The organism is Sphingobium sp. AP50, from assembly GCF_900109095.1.
In the GTDB taxonomy this organism is placed as follows: Bacteria; Pseudomonadota; Alphaproteobacteria; order Sphingomonadales; family Sphingomonadaceae; genus Sphingobium.
In genome coordinates this window covers 784,439-801,159 of sequence record NZ_FNYZ01000001.1, presented here as the reverse complement: position 1 = coordinate 801,159, position 16,721 = coordinate 784,439, and the positions used below count along the sequence as shown (strand labels likewise).

16 protein-coding genes are annotated in these 16,721 nt (G+C 64.6%); all 16 read right to left on the bottom strand.

The window, feature by feature from the left end; genetic code table 11:
• Nucleotides 1–6: 6 nt before the first annotated feature.
• The gene (locus BMY84_RS03995) at nucleotides 7–975 is read right to left on the bottom strand and encodes a cell division protein FtsQ/DivIB (protein ID WP_093080798.1); all 969 of its coding nucleotides are present in this window, start codon (nucleotides 973–975) and stop codon (nucleotides 7–9) included.
• Nucleotides 968–1,918 (bottom strand): D-alanine--D-alanine ligase, encoded by a 951-nt coding sequence (locus BMY84_RS03990; RefSeq protein WP_093080796.1) that lies wholly within the window; start codon nucleotides 1,916–1,918, stop codon nucleotides 968–970. Before BMY84_RS03990 ends, BMY84_RS03995 begins: the two co-directional genes overlap by 8 nt.
• Entirely contained in the window at nucleotides 1,918–2,412 is a 495-nt protein-coding gene (locus tag BMY84_RS03985) for a DUF4262 domain-containing protein (RefSeq protein ID WP_093080792.1), read from the bottom strand. The genes BMY84_RS03990 and BMY84_RS03985 overlap by 1 nt, the downstream gene beginning before the upstream one ends.
• Nucleotides 2,409–3,338, bottom strand: a complete 930-nt coding sequence (gene murB, locus BMY84_RS03980; protein ID WP_177203886.1) for a UDP-N-acetylmuramate dehydrogenase — start codon at nucleotides 3,336–3,338, stop codon at nucleotides 2,409–2,411. The genes BMY84_RS03985 and murB overlap by 4 nt, the downstream gene beginning before the upstream one ends.
• A complete protein-coding gene (locus BMY84_RS03975; protein ID WP_093080787.1) occupies nucleotides 3,338–3,535 on the bottom strand; it encodes a hypothetical protein in 198 nt (65 codons plus the stop codon). Before BMY84_RS03975 ends, murB begins: the two co-directional genes overlap by 1 nt.
• Complete coding sequence (gene murC, locus BMY84_RS03970) at nucleotides 3,535–4,959, bottom strand: UDP-N-acetylmuramate--L-alanine ligase (protein WP_093080784.1); 1,425 nt, start codon at nucleotides 4,957–4,959, stop codon at nucleotides 3,535–3,537. The genes BMY84_RS03975 and murC overlap by 1 nt, the downstream gene beginning before the upstream one ends.
• Nucleotides 4,956–6,137, bottom strand: a complete 1,182-nt coding sequence (murG, locus tag BMY84_RS03965) for an undecaprenyldiphospho-muramoylpentapeptide beta-N-acetylglucosaminyltransferase (protein WP_093080782.1) — start codon at nucleotides 6,135–6,137, stop codon at nucleotides 4,956–4,958. The genes murC and murG overlap by 4 nt, the downstream gene beginning before the upstream one ends.
• Entirely contained in the window at nucleotides 6,134–7,336 is a 1,203-nt protein-coding gene (ftsW, locus tag BMY84_RS03960; protein WP_093080779.1) for a putative lipid II flippase FtsW, read from the bottom strand. The genes murG and ftsW overlap by 4 nt, the downstream gene beginning before the upstream one ends.
• A gap of 45 nt (nucleotides 7,337–7,381) precedes the next feature.
• Nucleotides 7,382–8,716 (bottom strand): UDP-N-acetylmuramoyl-L-alanine--D-glutamate ligase, encoded by a 1,335-nt coding sequence (gene murD, locus BMY84_RS03955; RefSeq protein ID WP_093080777.1) that lies wholly within the window; start codon nucleotides 8,714–8,716, stop codon nucleotides 7,382–7,384.
• Nucleotides 8,717–8,720: 4 nt separating this feature from the next.
• Entirely contained in the window at nucleotides 8,721–9,794 is a 1,074-nt protein-coding gene (gene mraY, locus BMY84_RS03950; protein ID WP_093010465.1) for a phospho-N-acetylmuramoyl-pentapeptide-transferase, read from the bottom strand.
• Nucleotides 9,794–11,185, bottom strand: a complete 1,392-nt coding sequence (gene murF / locus BMY84_RS03945; protein ID WP_093080774.1) for a UDP-N-acetylmuramoyl-tripeptide--D-alanyl-D-alanine ligase — start codon at nucleotides 11,183–11,185, stop codon at nucleotides 9,794–9,796. The genes mraY and murF overlap by 1 nt, the downstream gene beginning before the upstream one ends.
• A gap of 157 nt (nucleotides 11,186–11,342) precedes the next feature.
• On the bottom strand, nucleotides 11,343–12,785 hold the full coding sequence (locus BMY84_RS03940) for a UDP-N-acetylmuramoyl-L-alanyl-D-glutamate--2,6-diaminopimelate ligase (protein ID WP_093080772.1): 1,443 nt from the start codon (nucleotides 12,783–12,785) through the stop codon (nucleotides 11,343–11,345).
• Nucleotides 12,785–14,488, bottom strand: coding sequence for a peptidoglycan D,D-transpeptidase FtsI family protein (locus BMY84_RS03935; protein WP_093080770.1), 1,704 nt, complete (start codon nucleotides 14,486–14,488; stop codon nucleotides 12,785–12,787). The genes BMY84_RS03940 and BMY84_RS03935 overlap by 1 nt, the downstream gene beginning before the upstream one ends.
• Nucleotides 14,488–15,138, bottom strand: coding sequence for a colicin transporter (locus BMY84_RS03930; RefSeq protein ID WP_093080768.1), 651 nt, complete (start codon nucleotides 15,136–15,138; stop codon nucleotides 14,488–14,490). Before BMY84_RS03930 ends, BMY84_RS03935 begins: the two co-directional genes overlap by 1 nt.
• Nucleotides 15,135–16,082, bottom strand: coding sequence for a 16S rRNA (cytosine(1402)-N(4))-methyltransferase RsmH (gene rsmH / locus BMY84_RS03925; RefSeq protein WP_093080765.1), 948 nt, complete (start codon nucleotides 16,080–16,082; stop codon nucleotides 15,135–15,137). The genes BMY84_RS03930 and rsmH overlap by 4 nt, the downstream gene beginning before the upstream one ends.
• On the bottom strand, nucleotides 16,079–16,576 hold the full coding sequence (locus BMY84_RS03920) for a division/cell wall cluster transcriptional repressor MraZ (RefSeq protein ID WP_093080763.1): 498 nt from the start codon (nucleotides 16,574–16,576) through the stop codon (nucleotides 16,079–16,081). Before BMY84_RS03920 ends, rsmH begins: the two co-directional genes overlap by 4 nt.
• Nucleotides 16,577–16,721: the final 145 nt, after the last annotated feature.

The window sequence follows — 16,721 nt, the reverse complement described above, 5'->3', positions numbered from 1 at the left end:
GCTGTCTTAGCCTTCCTCGCCCTGAGCCGGTGCCTTGGCGCTGTCCGTCGCGCCGCCCGCCGTTCCGCTTGCCGCCGCATCGGTCGGCTTTTCTTCCACCTGCCCCTGTGGCAGGCGCAGGACGAAACGATCAGGATCGCGCATGTCGAACTTGACGATCCCCCGGCCCAGCAGCCGGTTGACGCCATCCATGCGCGCGAAATTCACCAGCGCAGAGGCTGAATCCTTGTCACCCTCCGGCAAAGAGAGCGTTTCTCCCGACTGAAAGCGCAAGTCCCAGCGACGGTTCCCGACCCAGGTCGCGCCGGCCAGCATCGGCTTCAGGGCCGGGGCGTTTTCCATCAGCTTGTTGAGGCCCGCCGTCTGGAGATTGGCATTGGGGCCGACCACCAGAGGCAGGTCCGGCATGGCGCTGGCGGATACCGACTGGAGCACCACGCCCTGCACGTCGATCAGGTGCAACTGGCCTCCATGCTGCCACACGGCGACCGGATCGCGCTCGACAATGTCCACGACCAGCGTGTCGGGCAGGCGGCGGGAGATGCGCGCATCCTTGACCCAGCCGAGTTTCAGCATTTCGCCCCGCACCTTCGGCAGGTCGAGCGCGAGCATGGAGCGATCCACCTGCCCCAGCGCGATATTATAGACGGACAGTTCGTCCATCCGCTCGACACCGCGCACTTCGACCTTCTCGACTTCGAAGCCTGCACGGGCGGCAAGCTCGGCCGCCTGCTGGCGGGCCATGTCGGGGACGCCGAGATAGATGGCGATGCCGATGGCGATACCGCCGAAGATGGCGACGATCGCCCAACTGGCCATGCGTTGCAGCGTGGCTTCGCTGACGGGCAGCATTTCGAACAGCTGATCGACCCAGCTGCGGCGCTTGAGCGCGCGGCCGCGACCGCCTTTCGTCGCCCTGCCCTTTGCGCTGCTCAGCCGTGCGGTGCCGCCGCGCCGGATGCGTGCTTCAGCCATCCTTCTGTCCCCCGGCGCGGTTCAGCGCCTCCTCGACAATAGTCTCTACCAGCGTGGCATAGTCAATGCCCAGCTTCGCCGCCTGTTCGGGGACAAGGCTGAGCGGCGTCATGCCTGGCTGGGTGTTGACCTCCAGCAGGTAAAGCCCCTCGATCCCCTGCTCATCATCCCAGCGGAAGTCGGAGCGCGACGCGCCCTTGCAGCCCAACAACTGGTGGGCGCGCAGCGCGATCGCCTTGCAAGCTTCGCTGATCTCGGCGGGGATTTCCGCCGGGCAGACATGTTCGGTCATGCCATCGGTATATTTGGCGTCGAAATCATAGAAGCCGCTCTTGGGCCGCAATTCAGTGACGAGCAAAGCCTCGTCGCCCAGCACGGCAGTCGTCAGTTCGCGGCCGCGAATATAGGGTTCGGCCAGAAGTTGCGGGAAATCCTGCCAGGGGCCCACGCTGTCGCGGGCGATGGGATTGCCATAATTGCCCTCCGCCGTGACAATGGCGACGCCGACCGAGCTGCCTTCATTGACGGGCTTCAGCACATAGGGGCGCGGCAGCGGATCGGCGGTGAAGAGGCTCTCGCTCTCCACGATATGGCCGCCGGGCATGGGGATGCCGTGGGGCAGCAGCGCCTGCTTGGTCAGTTGCTTGTCGATCGCGATGACCGATGTGGCGAGGCCGCTATGGGTGTAGGTGAGGCCCATCAGGTCCATCATGCCCTGCACCGTGCCATCTTCGCCGGGAACGCCATGAAGCGCGTTGAAGATCACGTCGGCCTTCGTTTCGGCAAGGCGCGCCGCGACATTGCGGTCCATGTCGATCCGCGTGACGGTGTGGCCGCGCGATTCCAGCGCCTTGGCCACGCCCTCGCCCGAAGACAGCGACACCGGCCGCTCCGCCGACCAGCCACCCATCAGGACGGCGACATGCCAGGGGCCACGGGTCATTAACTCAACCTCTCTTCATATAGTGCGGGCTGCAAAGCTATTACACCGGCATCGCAGCCGTCATCCCAAGGGAACAGCCCATCCACGGCCCCCGGCCACACGATCTGGACAAGATCGGTCAACCGCTCGCCAGTTCGCGCCTTGTGGTACCACAGTGCAGAATTTACATATTCTTCAAGAATCTGGCTGGGATGGACGATCCGCGCGATGCACTTGTGGCCTTCAAGAAGGCCTTCGATGACGGCGCCATCGGTTAGAACAAGACCTTTCCTACATTCGCGAAGCGTCTGATTGATCATAAATTTCATCACTTCGTTGGATAAGCCAAAGGTAATCACCTCCGGTTGACCCACCGTCTCTTTAAAGCCGATCGAATAGGCGAAGTTCGGCTGTTCACCGTCCGGATCGAACACCATGTTCACCTGACAGCCATGTTCGCGCACATTCTCGATGATGCCGCGCTCAAAATCATCACGGGCGATGATCTCGGTCATTTCGCCAAACCCACAGCATCCGTGTTTGCGTCGTCGGCAGACAGGCCAACCCGCTGGATTTCCCATTCCAGTTCGACGCCGCTCTTTTCCTTCACGCGGCGGCGGACTTCTTCGCCCAGCGCTTCGATGTCGCTGCTGGTGGCGTCGCCGGTGTTGAGCAGGAAATTGGTGTGCTTCTCGCTCACCTGCGCGCCGCCCAGTTGGAGGCCGCGGCAACCCGCTTCGTCCACCAGCGCCCAGGCCTTGTGCCCGTCCGGATTCTTGAAGGTGGAGCCGCCGGTCTTGCTGCGCAGCGGCTGGCTTTCCTCACGCGCGGTGGCGATGCGGTCCATTTCCGCCTGAATCGCGGCAGGTTCGCCGGGGTGACCCCGGAAGGTCGCGCTGACCACGACCGCGCCGTCGGTCAGGTTGGAATGGCGGTAGCTGTAATGCAGGTCGCTGTTGAGCAATGTCACCTGCTCGCCCGAGCGCAGCACCAGATCGCATTCGACAAGGATATCCGCCGTCTCCCGGCCATAGGCGCCGCCGTTCATGCGCACGAAACCGCCGACCGTGCCGGGAATGGAACGCAGAAATTCAAGGCCCGAAATCCCGGCGTCCCGCGCCGTCGAGGAGACGAGGATGCCCGATGCGCCGCCGCCGCAACGCAGGGTCGTGGCGTCCAGCGCCTCCACCTTCGCGAAGGGCTTGCCAAGGCGCACGACCACGCCCGGCACACCGCCATCGCGCACGATGAGGTTGGAGCCGAGGCCCAGCGCCATCACCGGCATCGCCGGATCGAGCATGGCCATGAAGTCGGACAGATCGTCGGCATCCTTCGGCTCGAACAGCCATTGCGCCGTGCCGCCCGCCTTGAACCAGACGAGCGGAGCCAGCGGCGCATCGGCCTTGAGCAAGCCGCGAACGGGCGGGAGGGCGGAAGCCATCAAGCGCGAATACCCCACAGGTTCATCCAGCTTTTCACCGCCTTCATCCCCGCCTGCCCGGCATCATGGGCGGCAAGGTTGGTCCGGACCTGCTTCTGCGCGGCCTCCACCATGTCGCGCGCGACCTCCACGCCCTGCATCTGGGCGTCGATCATGCGCTTCTGCATTTCCAGGCCGACGCTGAACAGTTCGAACATCAGGCAGTTTCCTTCGCCTGTGCGACGGCCGTGGCAAGGCCCGCCGCCCATTTGGTGATGTCGCCTGCGCCCAGGCAAATGATCATGTCGTCAGGCTGAATGTTGGCCGCGATCGCTTTTGCCAGATCGTCCGCATCGATGACGGTCGAGGCATGGCGATGGCCGCGCCGCTTGAGCCCGGCGACCAGCGCGGCGCTGTCCACGCCCTCTATCGGCTGTTCGCCCGCGGTGTAGACCGGGGCGGCATAGACGACATCGGCGTCGTTGAACGCCTGCTGGAATTCATCCATCAGGTCGCGCAGGCGCGTGAAGCGGTGCGGCTGCACCACGGCGACGACGCGGCCCTTCGCCCCTTCGCGCGCGGCGGCGAGCACCGCCTTGATCTCGACCGGGTGGTGGCCATAATCGTCGATCACGGTAGCGGTGCCACCATCGACGTCGATCTCGCCGACCTTGGTGAAGCGGCGCTTGACCCCGCCGAACTTGGCGAAGCCGGTCTGGATGGTCGCATCGTCAATGCCCATCTGGAGCGCGACGCCAATGGCGGCCATGGCGTTCAGCACATTGTGGCGGCCGGGCATCGGCATTTCGATCCCCTCGATGCGGCGGATCGACCCGTCGCGTTCGCGGATCTGGATGTCGAAGCGGTTGCCGCCGGGAACGGGCTGGACATTTTCGCCACGGATATCGGCCTGCGCCGAGAAGCCGTAGGTGACGATGCGGCGATCCTGCACGCGCGGCAGGATCGCCTGCACTTCGGGGTGATCGAGGCAGAGCATTGCCGCGCCGTAGAAAGGCACGTTGCCGACGAACTCGACAAAGGCATCCTTCACCCGGTCGAAGCTGCCATAATGGTCCAGATGCTCCGGATCGATATTGGTCACGACCGCGATCGTGCCGTCCAAACGCAGGAAGCTGCCGTCGCTCTCGTCGGCCTCCACGACCATCCAGTCGCTATTGCCCAGGCGCGCGTTGGAGCCATAGCTGTTGATGATGCCGCCATTGATGACGGTCGGGTCCACGCCGCCCGCATCCAGCAGCGCGGCGACCATCGACGTCGTCGTGGTCTTGCCATGGGTGCCCGCGACCGCGACGGTGGATTTGAGGCGCATCAGTTCCGCCAGCATTTCGGCGCGGCGGATGACGGGGACGCGATTTTCCAGCGCCAGTTCGACTTCGGGATTGCCGCGCTTGATCGCGGTGGAGGTGACGACGACGGCGGCATCGCCCAGATTTTCGGCCTTGTGGCCGATCATCACCTTGATCCCCTTGGCGCGCAGCCCTTCCACGACATAGCCTTCGGCCACGTCGGACCCCTGCACGCTGTAACCCAGATTATGCATCACTTCGGCGATACCGGACATGCCGATGCCGCCGATGCCGATGAAATGGATCGTGCCGATGTCTGTGCCGACACCCTTCATGCGGGAACTCCCTGGAGATTAAGCGTGGTCGGGGTCGGGCCGACCGTGACCGGATCATTGACGATGGGCGCGGTGCCGATGCTTTCCAGCAGATCGGCCATGTCGCGCGCGGCGTTGGGGCGGCCGCAGTTGCGGGCGCGCCTGGCGGCATTTTGCAGCGCGCCGGGTTCCAGCGCCATCTTCTGCATCTGCTTGGCCAGTTCGACCGCGGTGAAGCGGGCCTGCGGGATGGTGCGGGCGCCGCCGGCTTCGGTCATTTCCCTGGCATTGGCGGTCTGGTGATCGTCCATCGCGCTGGGCAGCGGGATGAGGATCGCCGGTCGGCCAGCGCAGGTGAGTTCCGCCAGCGTGGAGGCCCCTGCCCGCGCGATCACCAGATGCGACCAGCCCAGCTTTTCGGGCACATCATTGAAATAGGTGGCGAGGTCGGCGGGGATTTCCATCTCCGCATAGACTTTGCGTACCCGTTCGATATCTTCGGCGCGGCATTGCTGCGTGACTTGCAGGCGGCGGCGCAGCGCAATGGGCAGCATCGACAGGCCTTCGGGCACGACGCTGGACAGGATGGAGGCACCCTGGCTGCCGCCGATCACGAGCACGCGGAAGACGCTTTCGTCGGTCAGCGCAGGGAATTCCTCCTCGCGCAACTGCTTCACTTCCTCGCGCACCGGATTGCCGATCAGGTGCACCTTGCCCGCATAGCTGCTCTTGAGACGCTGAACGTCGGGATAGGCGGTGGCGATGGCGTCGACCCGGCCGGACAGCAGGCGGTTGACCCGGCCCAGCACGGCATTTTGTTCATGGATGGCGGTCGGGATGCCATCGGCCAGCGCACCCAGCAAAGCGGGCATGGCCGGATAGCCACCGAAACCGACCACGGCGGTCGGCCGGAAGGTTTCGTTGAGGCGGCGGGCCATGGCGCGACCTGCCAGGATCGCCTTCAGCGCGCCGGGCCAGCTAGCCGGGTTCTTAGTCATGCGGCCGGCGGGCATGACATGGACCTGCGCCCGATTGTCCGGTGCGTGATCGAAGATGCCGGGGATCTTCGCGCCCCGCTCATCGGTGACGAGGGCGACATGATGGCCGCGCGCCATCAGTTCCTCCGCCACCGCATGGGCTGGAATCATATGACCCCCCGTCCCGCCGGCGGCGAGGACGAAGTGACGGGAAATGCTCATCGACCACTCCATTTGACGACCGTGTGCCGACCCATGAAGGGGTTGCGCCGCGTGAATGCGAGCAGCAGGCCGACGCCGATACAAAGCGCCAGCATAGAGGAGCCACCGTAGCTGATAAAGGGCAGCGTCATGCCCTTTGACGGAAATATCTGCGCATTGACGCCCATATTGATGATCGCCTGCAATCCGAATTGCGTGGTGAGGCCGGCGGCGGCGAGGATGGTGAAATTATCCTCCTCATCCAGCAGGCGCAGCAGCACGCGCACCACGATGGCGAGATAGACGCAGGCGATGGCGATGCAGGCGAGCAGGCCGAACTCTTCGCCGATCACCGAGAAGATATAGTCGGTATGCGCTTCGGGCAGGCGGAACTTGTTCTGGCCGCCGCCCGGCCCCACGCCGGTAAAGCCGCCATGGGTGATGGTGCGGAAGGCAAGGTCGGTCTGGTCCGGGCCGGTGTCCATCTGCACACCGATGCCAAGGAAGTCGTTGATGCGCTGACGGCCATTTTCATAGAACATGTAGACGCCGACCAGACCCGCAAGGCCCATGCCGCCCAGCATCGCGATCCAGCGCATTTCAAGGCCCGACAACAGCAACAGGCAGCCCCAGCAGGCGAGGAAGATGACCGTCTGGCCAAAGTCCGGCTGACGCATCAGGATCGCCGCGATCAGCAACGTCATCGCCCCGGTCAGCGGCATGACGGGCAGATTCTGGTCCTTGGCGCGCAGCGACAGCAGCCAGGCCAGCGTCACCACATAAGCGGGCTTCAGAAATTCCGAGGGCTGGAAGCGGAAGCCAGGCAGGTCGATCCAGCGCTTCGCGCCGTTCACCGTGCTGCCCAGGATCGGCACGAACAGCAGCATCAGGAAGAAGAAGGCGCACAGGAAAATCGCCAGCCGCCGGGCCTGTGGCCGGGGCAGCATGGAGATGACCAGCATGATCGGCAGGCCGATGAAGACCCACATCAGCTGGCGCCAGAAATAGATCAGCGGGTTGACCGCGACCGACGCCGTCGACCGGTCGATCGCCGCGACGGGCGATGCGGCCGCGACGGCCACCAGACCGATCGCCATCAGCGCGACGATCAGCGACAGGAGGACGCGATCGATTTCCCAGAACCAGATGGCGAGCGCCGTGCGCTCACGCGGGACGGTGCGGGTGCGGAAGCCCTTCACCAGTTCACCAGCCCTGAACATTCTCGTCCCTTCCCTGCTCATGCCCTGCCCCCGCTGACCATGATGTCATTCCAATGCGTTCACGGCCGCGGCGAAGGCATCGCCGCGCGCCTCGAAATCCCGGAACTGATCGAAACTGGCGCAGGCCGGCGACAGCAGCACGACATCGCCCGGCTGGGCGATCCGCGCGGCACGCCGGACGGCGGCGCTTAGCATTTCGCTGTCGTCCACCGCCATATGGGGGCGCAGCAGGTCGGCGAACATATGCCCCGCTTCGCCGATGGTGTAGGCGTGGGCGATGTTCGCATAATGAGGGACGCATTCGTCCAGATTGTCCGATTTGGCGACGCCGCCCAAAATCCAGTGGATACGGGGCTTGCCATCGATCGCTGGCCATGCGGCCAGCGCCGGGGCGGTGGAGGCGGCGTTGGTCGCCTTGCTATCGTTGACGTAGAGGACGCCGTTAAGTGTGCGGACGGCCTGCATGCGATGCGGGAGCGAGGCGTAGCTGGCGAGGGCGCTCTGCCGCTGATCCCAATGGATGCCGAGTTCCATTGCAACAGCGTCAGCAACCATCGCATTTTGCGCGTTATGCGGTCCCTGCAACGCTGGCCAAAGGTGTTGATAATGTTCGGCGAAGTCGCCTGATGCGACGCGAGTGCGACTGCCAGCTCCAATTGGAAACTCGTCCTTAGAAGGATCGAACAAGCGTGCAACCAGAGGATCGTCAACAGACGCAACAGCAACATGCTCAAAGGACTGCATCGCGAACAATCGCATCTTCGACGCGACATAACCTTCGAACCCATCATAGCGATCCAGATGATCGGGCGTGATGTTGAGCAGCACGGCGACGTCGCAGTCGAGGCTGTGGGTCAGATCGATCTGATAGCTGGACAGTTCCAGCACATAGACGCCAACGCCGTGCAAATTGGGTTCCAGCGGCGGCTGGCTGAGGATCGGCAGGCCGATATTGCCGCCCATCACCGTGGGATAGCCCGCCTGCTGAATGATATGGTGGATCAGCGCGGTGGTGGTAGACTTGCCATTGGTGCCGGTGATGCCGACGACCTTGTGCGGCGGCAGCGTCGGGCGGGCGAGCGCGAACAGTTCGATATCGCCGATGATCGGCACCCCGGCCAGCTTGGCACGCATGGCGATAGGGTGGCGATTGAGCGGCACGCCCGGCGAGACGACGATGCCGTCGAAACCGGCCAGATCGATCTCCATCGGATCGCCCAGCTCCGCCTTGTCCGCAACGAGCATGCGCGCTTCTTCCCGGCTGTCCCACGCCACGACGCGCGCGCCGCTGGCGACCAGCGTATCGACGGTGGCGAGGCCGGAACGCGCCAGCCCCAGCACGGCATAGGTCTTGCCCTTGAACGCTTCCGAAACGATCATGCGCTTACCTCAGCTTCAGCGTGGCAAGGCCGGCGAGCGCCAGCACGAAGGCGATGATCCAGAAACGGATCACCACGGTCGGCTCGGCCCAGCCAAGCTGTTCGAAATGATGGTGGATCGGCGCCATCTTGAACACGCGCTTGCCGGTCCGCTTGTAGAAGAAGACCTGGATGATCACGCTCATCGCCTCGACCACGAAGAGGCCGCCGATGATGCCCAGCACGATTTCATGATGGGCGGTGACGGCGATCACGCCGATCGTGCCGCCCAGCGCGAGGCTGCCGGTGTCGCCCATGAAGACGGCGGCTGGCGGCGCGTTGAACCAGAGGAAGGCTAGGCCCGACCCGATGATCGCGCCGCACAGGATCGTCAGGTTGCCCGCGCCCGGCACATGGGGGATGCCCAGATATTGGGCAAAGTCGGCGCGGCCCACCAGATAGACGATCGCCATGAAGGCCATGCAGGCGATGATGACCGGCATGGTGGCGAGGCCGTCGAGCCCGTCGGTCAGGTTCACCGCATTGCCGAACGCCACGATGACGAAGGCAGCGAAGCAGAAATAGAAAGGCCCAAGCTCGATCGCGGGGCCATTATAGAAGGGCACATAGAGCGCGGTGTTGCCATGCTGGTGCACGATCATCCACGCCGCGACGCCCGCGATGAGAAATTCGAACAGCAGCCGCATCTTGCCCGACAGGCCCTTATGACTGGCCTTCGTCACCTTGTCATAATCGTCGAGGAAACCAATCGCGCCGAAGCCCAAAGTCACGAACAGACAGGCCCAGACATAGGTGGAACTGAGGTCCATCCACAGCAGCACCGACACGACCATGGAGGTCAGGATCATCAACCCGCCCATGGTGGGCGTGCCGCGCTTGGCGAGGTGGCTTTGCGGGCCATCATCGCGGATCGGCTGCCCCTTGCCCTGACGGACGCGCAGCCAGCCGATGAATTTGGGACCGATGACGAGGCCGATGATCAGCGCGGTGAAGATCGCCGCGCCGGCACGGAAGGACAGATAGCGGATGAGATTGAAAATTCCCGCAAAATCCAGGGTCTGGGCCAGCCAGTATAGCATTAGGTCTTGTCTCCGTCGCGGGCGGCATCGCCAAGGGCGGCGACCAGGCGGGACAGGCCCACGCCATTGGAGCCCTTGACCAGAATTGCGTCACCCGCGCGCATTTCGGTTTGGATGAGGGGGATGGCACTCGCCGTATCGGGCACATGGGCATAGGGGATGAGGCCATCCAGCGCATCGGCCAGCGGCGCCATTTCCTGTCCCACCAATATGGCGAAATCGACCTGCCCCGCGCGCAGCGGTTCGGCAAGGCCGGCATGCAGTTCGGCGCTGCGGTCGCCCAGTTCGCGCATCCCGCCCAATATGGCGAGACGGCGATCGGCATTTTCGCGGCCCAGTTGCTTGAGCGTCGCCTTCATCGACAGCGGATTGGCATTATAGCTTTCGTCGATCAGCAGCGCTTCGCCACCGGCGACGGGCAGGATGCGCCGTTCGCCCCGGCCCGGCAGGCCCGGCATTTCCGCCAGCGCAAGGCCCGCCGCCGCCAGATCGCCACCGACCGATTCCACCGCCGCCAGCACGGCCAGCGCATTGGACACCCAATGATCGCCGGGCGCCGCCACGGTGAAGCAGAGTTCGGCATCAGGCAGCTTTGCCGTCACCAGACTGCCCCCGGTCGGCGCGGGCACGACTTCGAGCGCATGGACGTCCGCCTGCGGGCTCATGCCGAAGGTCAGGATGCGGCCGGCATGGCGCTCCGCCTTGTTATAGAGGGTCGCGACATGCGGGCTGTCATAGGGGATGATCGCGGTGCCGCCCGGCTCCAGCCCTTCGAAAATCTCCGCCTTGGCCTCGGCGATCTTCGCTTCGGTGCCGAAAAATTCGATATGGGCGGGGGCGATGGCGGTGACGATCGCGACATGGGGACGGACCTGCCGTGTCAGGGCAGACAGTTCGCCGGCATGGTTCATCCCCATTTCGAAGACGCCGAACGCGCTGTCGCGGGGCATGCGGGACAGGCTGAGCGGCACGCCGACATGGTTGTTGTAGCTTTTGACGGAGCGATGCGCCGGCCCCTGCATGGCGCGGTCGAGCGCCTGATGCAGGGCTTCCTTCGTGCCGGTCTTGCCGACCGACCCGGTGACGCCGATCACCTTGCCTGCCATGCGCTTGCGCGACGCTCTTCCCAGCGCTTCGAGCGCGGCGGCGCTGTCGGGGACGAGGATATGGGGGTAGGCGACGGGTTCGCTGACGATGGCACCGGCAGCGCCCTGCCCGAAGGCCTTGTCGACGAATTTATGGCCGTCGGTCGCTTCGCCCTTCATCGCGACGAACAGGTCGCCCTGCCCCACTTCGCGGCTGTCGAAGGCGACGCCCGAAACGGCGAACGGCGCCGACGCGGCGCCGCCTGTTGCCTGGGCGATTTCAGCGGAGGTCCAGAGCGACATTATAGCCCCTCCCCTTCAGGTTCGAACGAGCCACGTGTCTCGTTCGAAGGGTTGGGGGTGGGGCCGTGCCCCAAGCGCAGCGTCAGGCCGATGGCCCCCACCCCAACCCCTCCCCTGAAGGGGAGGGGCTTAGAAAGCTGCGATGCCGCATATAGTTTCATCAACCCGCGCACTCCCGCGCGACGGTGACGTCGTCGAAGGGGAGGACACGATCGCCGATGATCTGGCCCTGTTCATGGCCCTTGCCCGCGAGCAGGACGATATCGTCCGCGCCCGCCTGACCGATGGCGGCGGCGATGGCGGCGCGGCGGCCGCCAATCTCTTCCGCTTCCGGCGCACCGGCCAGCACGGCGGCGCGAATGGCGGAGGGCTCTTCGGATCGCGGATTATCGTCCGTGACGATGACATGGTCGGACAATTCGGCCGCGACCTTGCCCATCAGCGGACGCTTGCCCGCGTCGCGATCCCCGCCTGCGCCGAACAGGGTGATCAGCTTGCCGCGCGTATGCGGGCGCAGCGCCTCAATCGCGGCCTTCAGCCCATCGGGGGTATGGGCATAATCGACATAGACCGGCGCACCCGCCCGGCTGATGACGGCGCGTTCCAGACGACCGCGCACCGGCTGCACCCGACCGAGCAGTTCCAATACCTTGGCCGTATCCGCGCCGGTCGCGATGACCAGCGCCGCAGCGGTCAGCGCATTGGCGGCCTGATAGGCGCCGATCAGCGGCAGGTTGACCTTATAGGCCGTGCCATCGGCCTCGATCTCCAGCGTCTGGCCCAACTGGGTCGGGGTGCGGTTGGCGAGCCGAAGGGCCTGCCCCTGCACCCCGACGCTCAGCACACGAAGCCCCCGCTTCGTAGCCCGCTGGATAACCTTGTCCGACCATTCGTCATCGGCCCAGACGATCGCCGCGCCGCCGGGCGCAACCACTTCATCGAACAGGCGCATCTTGGCGTCGAAATAGCTGTCCATATCGCCGTGATAATCGAGATGATCGCGCGACAGGTTGGTGAAGGCGCCAGCCACGACCGGCAGGCCTTCGGTCCGATATTGGTCCAGGCCATGGCTGGAGGCTTCAAACGCGGCATGGGTGATGCCTTCGCGCTTCAGGCCCGACATGTTGGCGAGGAAGGTGACGATGTCCGGCGTGGTGAGGCCGGTCGACACCTGATCGACCGAGGTGGTGACACCCAGCGTGCCGATCGAGGCCGACTTGTGCCCCAGCATCCGCCACAGTTGCCGGGCGAGTTCGACCGTGCTGGTCTTGCCATTGGTGCCGGTGACGGCGACGGTCACGTCCGGGAAGGGCGCGAAATAGCGGGCGGCCATCTGCGCGAAGAGGCGGCGGGGATTGGCGTGGGCGATATGGATCGCGCCTTCCACCGTCGCTTCGGGACGGGCGACCACGGCGACCGCGCCAGCCTTCACCGCTTCGGGAATATAATCCTCGCCATTGACGCGCAGCCCCTGAAAGGCGCCGAAAATGGTGCCGGGCGCGACCTTGCGATTGTCGATGGCGAAACCGGTCACGGACGAGTCGAGGCCGGTGCCCGCACCGACCTCGACGTCCAGCTCCTCGATAAGCGACCCGAGGCGCATCACTCTGTCTCCTTGTCGCCGTGCAGCAACGGCATCAGATCCGAAATATCCACGTCACGGCGTTCGTCCGGCATCACGCCCAGCATCGGCCCGGTGCGCTCCACGACGCGCTTCACCACCGGCGCGGCCGTCCAGGCGGCGGTGCGCAGGCCATATTGGCCCGTCGCCTCATCCATCGTGACGAGGACCACATAGCGGGGGCTGTCCATGGGGAAGGCAGAAGCGAAAGTCGTCACCAGCGAAGTCTTGTTATAGCGCCCTTCCTGGGGCTTTTCGGCCGAACCCGTCTTGCCGCCCACCCGGAATCCCTTGGCGTCGGCGCTACGCCCTGTACCCGCCGACACGATCATCCGCAACAGTTGCCGCATCCGCGCGCTGGTGGCGGCGGAAAAGACCCGGCGCCCCTCCGGCACCTGATTGGCATCGAGCTTGCGGATCGTGGCCGGGCGCCAGATGCCGCCATTGACCAGTGCGGCATAGGCGGCCGCCAGATGCAGCGGCGTGACCGCGATGCCATGACCATAAGCCGTGGTCATGCTGGTGATCCGCCCCCAGCTCGACGGCCAGATGCCCTTGGCCCGTTCATTGAACTCGATCGGCGCGCGCTGATCGAAATCCAGGCTGCGGAACATCTTCTGGAGCGGCGCCGCCCCCATTTCGTCGGCAATGCGCGCGGTACCGATATTGGAGCTGTGCACCAGGATTTCGGGCACGTTGATCCAGCGGCCGAGCGAGTGATCATCGCGGATGCGGAAGCCTGCGACGGCCAGCGGTGCGGTTGCGTCATAACGCTTGCTCATCGACGTCACAACACCGGCATCCATGGCGGCTGCGATCGACAGCGGCTTGAAGGCCGAGCCAAGTTCGTAGCGAGCCTGCACCATATGGTTGCAGAGCGGCGATTCAGAGCAGCGCTTGCCGGCGTAATTTTGCAGCTTGTTGGGATCGAAGACGGGGATGGAGGCCATGGCGATGATCTCACCGGTATTGGCGTCCATGATAATGCCGCCCGCGCCCTTGGCCTTGGTCTGCACCAGTTGCGCGTAGAGCTCGCTTTCCAGCGCGCCCTGCACCCGGCTGTCAATCGACATGGCGAAGGGTTTGCTGCGGTCAGCCTGCTTGGTCAGCCGGTCGTTGAAGGCCGCCTCCACACCCATGCCGCCCACGCCCTCGCTATTGGGCGCGAAGCCCAGGACATGCGCCGCCAGCGTGCGCTGGGGATAGAGGCGTTCCTTTTCGCGGGGAAATTCGATGCCGATTTCGCCCAGCGCATTCACCGCCGCCACTTCCTCCGGCAGCGCGCGGCGACGCAGATAGGCCCAGCCCCGCCCGGTCAGCTTCTTGTAGAACGCGGCTTCGGCTTCTTCGGGAAAAATCTGGTGCAGCTTGCGCGCCAGTTCGGCGGGATCGCCAATCAGCTTGGACGGGCGGACGGCGACCGAATAGGCATCCATGGTCCGCGCCAGCGGCACGCCATTGCGATCCACGATATCGGCGCGCGCGGGGATGAAGGCGGACAGGGCATCGTCGCCCGATGCCCCATGGGCAAAAATGCCGACCCAAATGAGCCGGCAGATCACGATAGCAGTAATGCCCATGAACAGGATGAGCAGCAGCATCAGCCTGTTATGGGCAATGGCAGTCAGGTTGACCCGCTGCCGCCCGGCGCGGGGTCCGCCGGGCTGGACGATGATTGTCGCCATCAGCGTACCTCCTTGCGTTTTTCGCGGGCTGCCTTGGCCGTCAGGTCGCCCAGCGTGCTGTCATCCAGCAGCTTGGCGTCCAGCATCGCCATCCGTTCCGCCTTGCGCGCGATCGGATTGGGGCGCGACACGTCCGCATCGGCCTTTGCCTGCTGCACCGGGGTTCGGGGTGCGGGCTTGGGCAGCTTGTCGACATTGTCGGCGGCATGCGCCTCCCGGATCACGGCGATATCGCTGCGAATTTGGGTCGCGGCCGGGCTTTCGGGCGCCTTTTGCGGGGCGGAGGGCAGGTCGGCGGGGGTTTCGACCATCGCCACCATCACCGGCGGGGCGACATAGTCCGGACCATTGGGCTGCACGCCGTCCAGATGCGCCAACGCCTGTTCCCCGCCCAGATATTGCTGGGCGGTGGGCGTCGCATACATGAAGTCATGCTGGTTCCAGTTTTCCAGCTGGCGCATCGAGGCGCGCGCGCTGAATTCCGTTTCCAGATAACGGATATCGGCCTTGGCCCGTGCGATCTGGGCCCGGACCTTCATCAGCTCGTTCCGCTCGGTCGCGACCTTGAGCGACACCATATAGGCCCCCAGCGCCCCCAGCGCGACGAGGATAACCCAGATCAGGCTCTGCAACCTCTTGACGGCGATCATGCGCGGGCACTCCGAGGGGACTTTTGGGCGGGGGCAGATGTACGAATGGCGGACCGCAGCGTGGCGGATCGGGCGCGGGGGTTGCGGGCCAGTTCCGCTTCACCGGGCTTCACCGCCTTGGCGGGCTTGGCGAAGGTCGGCTGCGGTCCGGCGGCGCGTTCGGGCAGATGCCGGGAGCCGCCGCTGTCGCCGCCGCTGCGATTGCGCAGAAATTGCTTCACGATGCGATCTTCCAGACTGTGGAAGGTCACGATCGCGAGGCGACCACCCTCCTCCAGCAGCGCTTCCGCCGCTTCGAGCGCCAGTTCCAGCTCCTCCAGTTCGCGATTCACATGGATGCGGATCGCCTGAAAGGTGCGGGTCGCCGGGTCTTTCTTGTCATGCGGCTTATGGCCCAGCGCCTTGCGAACCACGGCAGCCAACTGGCCGGTCCGCTCCAGAGGACGCGCCTCTACGATCGCACGAGCGACGCGGCGCGACTTGGGTTCGTCGCCATAGCGATAGATGACGTTGGCGATCTCTTCCTCAGGGGCATTGTTGAGGAAATCGGCGGCGCTCATGCCGTCCTGACTCATCGTCATGGTGAGCGGGCCGTCCGACTGGAAGGAAAAGCCGCGCTCCGCCCGATCGAGTTGCATCGAAGATACGCCGATATCGAGCGTGATGCCCGACAGCGTCTCGATGCCGCGCTCCGCCAGATATTCCGCCATGCGCGAAAATTCGCCGGGGATCAGCGTGATGCCATGCGCGTCGGCCACCGCCTGCCCTTCGCGGATCGCATCAGGGTCGCGATCGAAGGCGAAAACGCGCGCACCGGCGCGGGCCATGGCACTGCTATAGCCGCCCGCACCGAACGTGCCGTCGACATGAATCTCGCCGGGGGTGATGGCAAGGGCGTCGAGCACTTCATCGATCAGGACGGGGATGTGGGGGACATCCGTCACTTGGTCGCCCCTTCCGCACGCGCATCGATCCAGCGGCGGACCTTGTTGCGGATCAGAGCCGGGCGATCGGGGCTTTCGACCAGCGCTTCAGGCTTCCAAATCTGGAAGTAACGACCCACGCCATAGAAGAAGATCGCGTCCGTAATGCCTGCTTCTTCCTTGATATCGGGGTGGAGGAAGAAACGGCCGGCATCATCGAAATTCACGTCCTCGATCGTACCGAGTCGGTTTTCGCGCTCCAGGTCGGCATTGAAGTCGCGGCCGGCTTCATCAGCCTTGCGTTCCAGCCTGTCGACTTCTTCGAACAGGAACTGTTTGTGGGACAGGCCAAAGCCGGTGGCGCAACCATTGTCGAAATGGACCGACAGGCACAGGCGATTGTCGCCGCCGCTGGCCTGCTTGACCAGCTTGCGCATCTCCAGGGGCAGCACGAAACGGCCTTTGCCGTCCGCGACGCTGAATGCGTTGCCCGAATAGAGAATAACGTCCGACACGTTGGCGACCTGACCCCTTGTTTTCGGGGCGCAGGCCGTCCGTCGCCGGAATCATGAGAAACACCATCCAGCGCACAGGACAACGCAAAGCCTGACGAACCCCAATGCTGGTTTTCCTACCAAGCATGGGGGTGGACTGCAATGG

Excerpts from the sequence above, each read along its gene's own strand:
- BMY84_RS03995 (WP_093080798.1), bottom strand. The coding sequence starts at position 975 with ATGGCTGAAGCACGCATCCGGCGCGGCGGCACCGCACGGCTGAGCAGC.
- BMY84_RS03990 (WP_093080796.1), bottom strand. The coding sequence starts at position 1,918 with ATGACCCGTGGCCCCTGGCATGTCGCCGTCCTGATGGGTGGCTGGTCG.
- BMY84_RS03985 (WP_093080792.1), bottom strand. The coding sequence starts at position 2,412 with ATGACCGAGATCATCGCCCGTGATGATTTTGAGCGCGGCATCATCGAG.
- murB (WP_177203886.1), bottom strand. The coding sequence starts at position 3,338 with ATGGCTTCCGCCCTCCCGCCCGTTCGCGGCTTGCTCAAGGCCGATGCG.
- BMY84_RS03975 (WP_093080787.1), bottom strand. The coding sequence starts at position 3,535 with ATGTTCGAACTGTTCAGCGTCGGCCTGGAAATGCAGAAGCGCATGATC.
- murC (WP_093080784.1), bottom strand. The coding sequence starts at position 4,959 with ATGAAGGGTGTCGGCACAGACATCGGCACGATCCATTTCATCGGCATC.
- murG (WP_093080782.1), bottom strand. The coding sequence starts at position 6,137 with ATGAGCATTTCCCGTCACTTCGTCCTCGCCGCCGGCGGGACGGGGGGT.
- ftsW (WP_093080779.1), bottom strand. The coding sequence starts at position 7,336 with ATGTTCAGGGCTGGTGAACTGGTGAAGGGCTTCCGCACCCGCACCGTC.
- murD (WP_093080777.1), bottom strand. The coding sequence starts at position 8,716 with ATGATCGTTTCGGAAGCGTTCAAGGGCAAGACCTATGCCGTGCTGGGG.
- mraY (WP_093010465.1), bottom strand. The coding sequence starts at position 9,794 with ATGCTATACTGGCTGGCCCAGACCCTGGATTTTGCGGGAATTTTCAAT.
- BMY84_RS03940 (WP_093080772.1), bottom strand. The coding sequence starts at position 12,785 with ATGCGCCTCGGGTCGCTTATCGAGGAGCTGGACGTCGAGGTCGGTGCG.
- BMY84_RS03935 (WP_093080770.1), bottom strand. The coding sequence starts at position 14,488 with ATGGCGACAATCATCGTCCAGCCCGGCGGACCCCGCGCCGGGCGGCAG.
- BMY84_RS03930 (WP_093080768.1), bottom strand. The coding sequence starts at position 15,138 with ATGATCGCCGTCAAGAGGTTGCAGAGCCTGATCTGGGTTATCCTCGTC.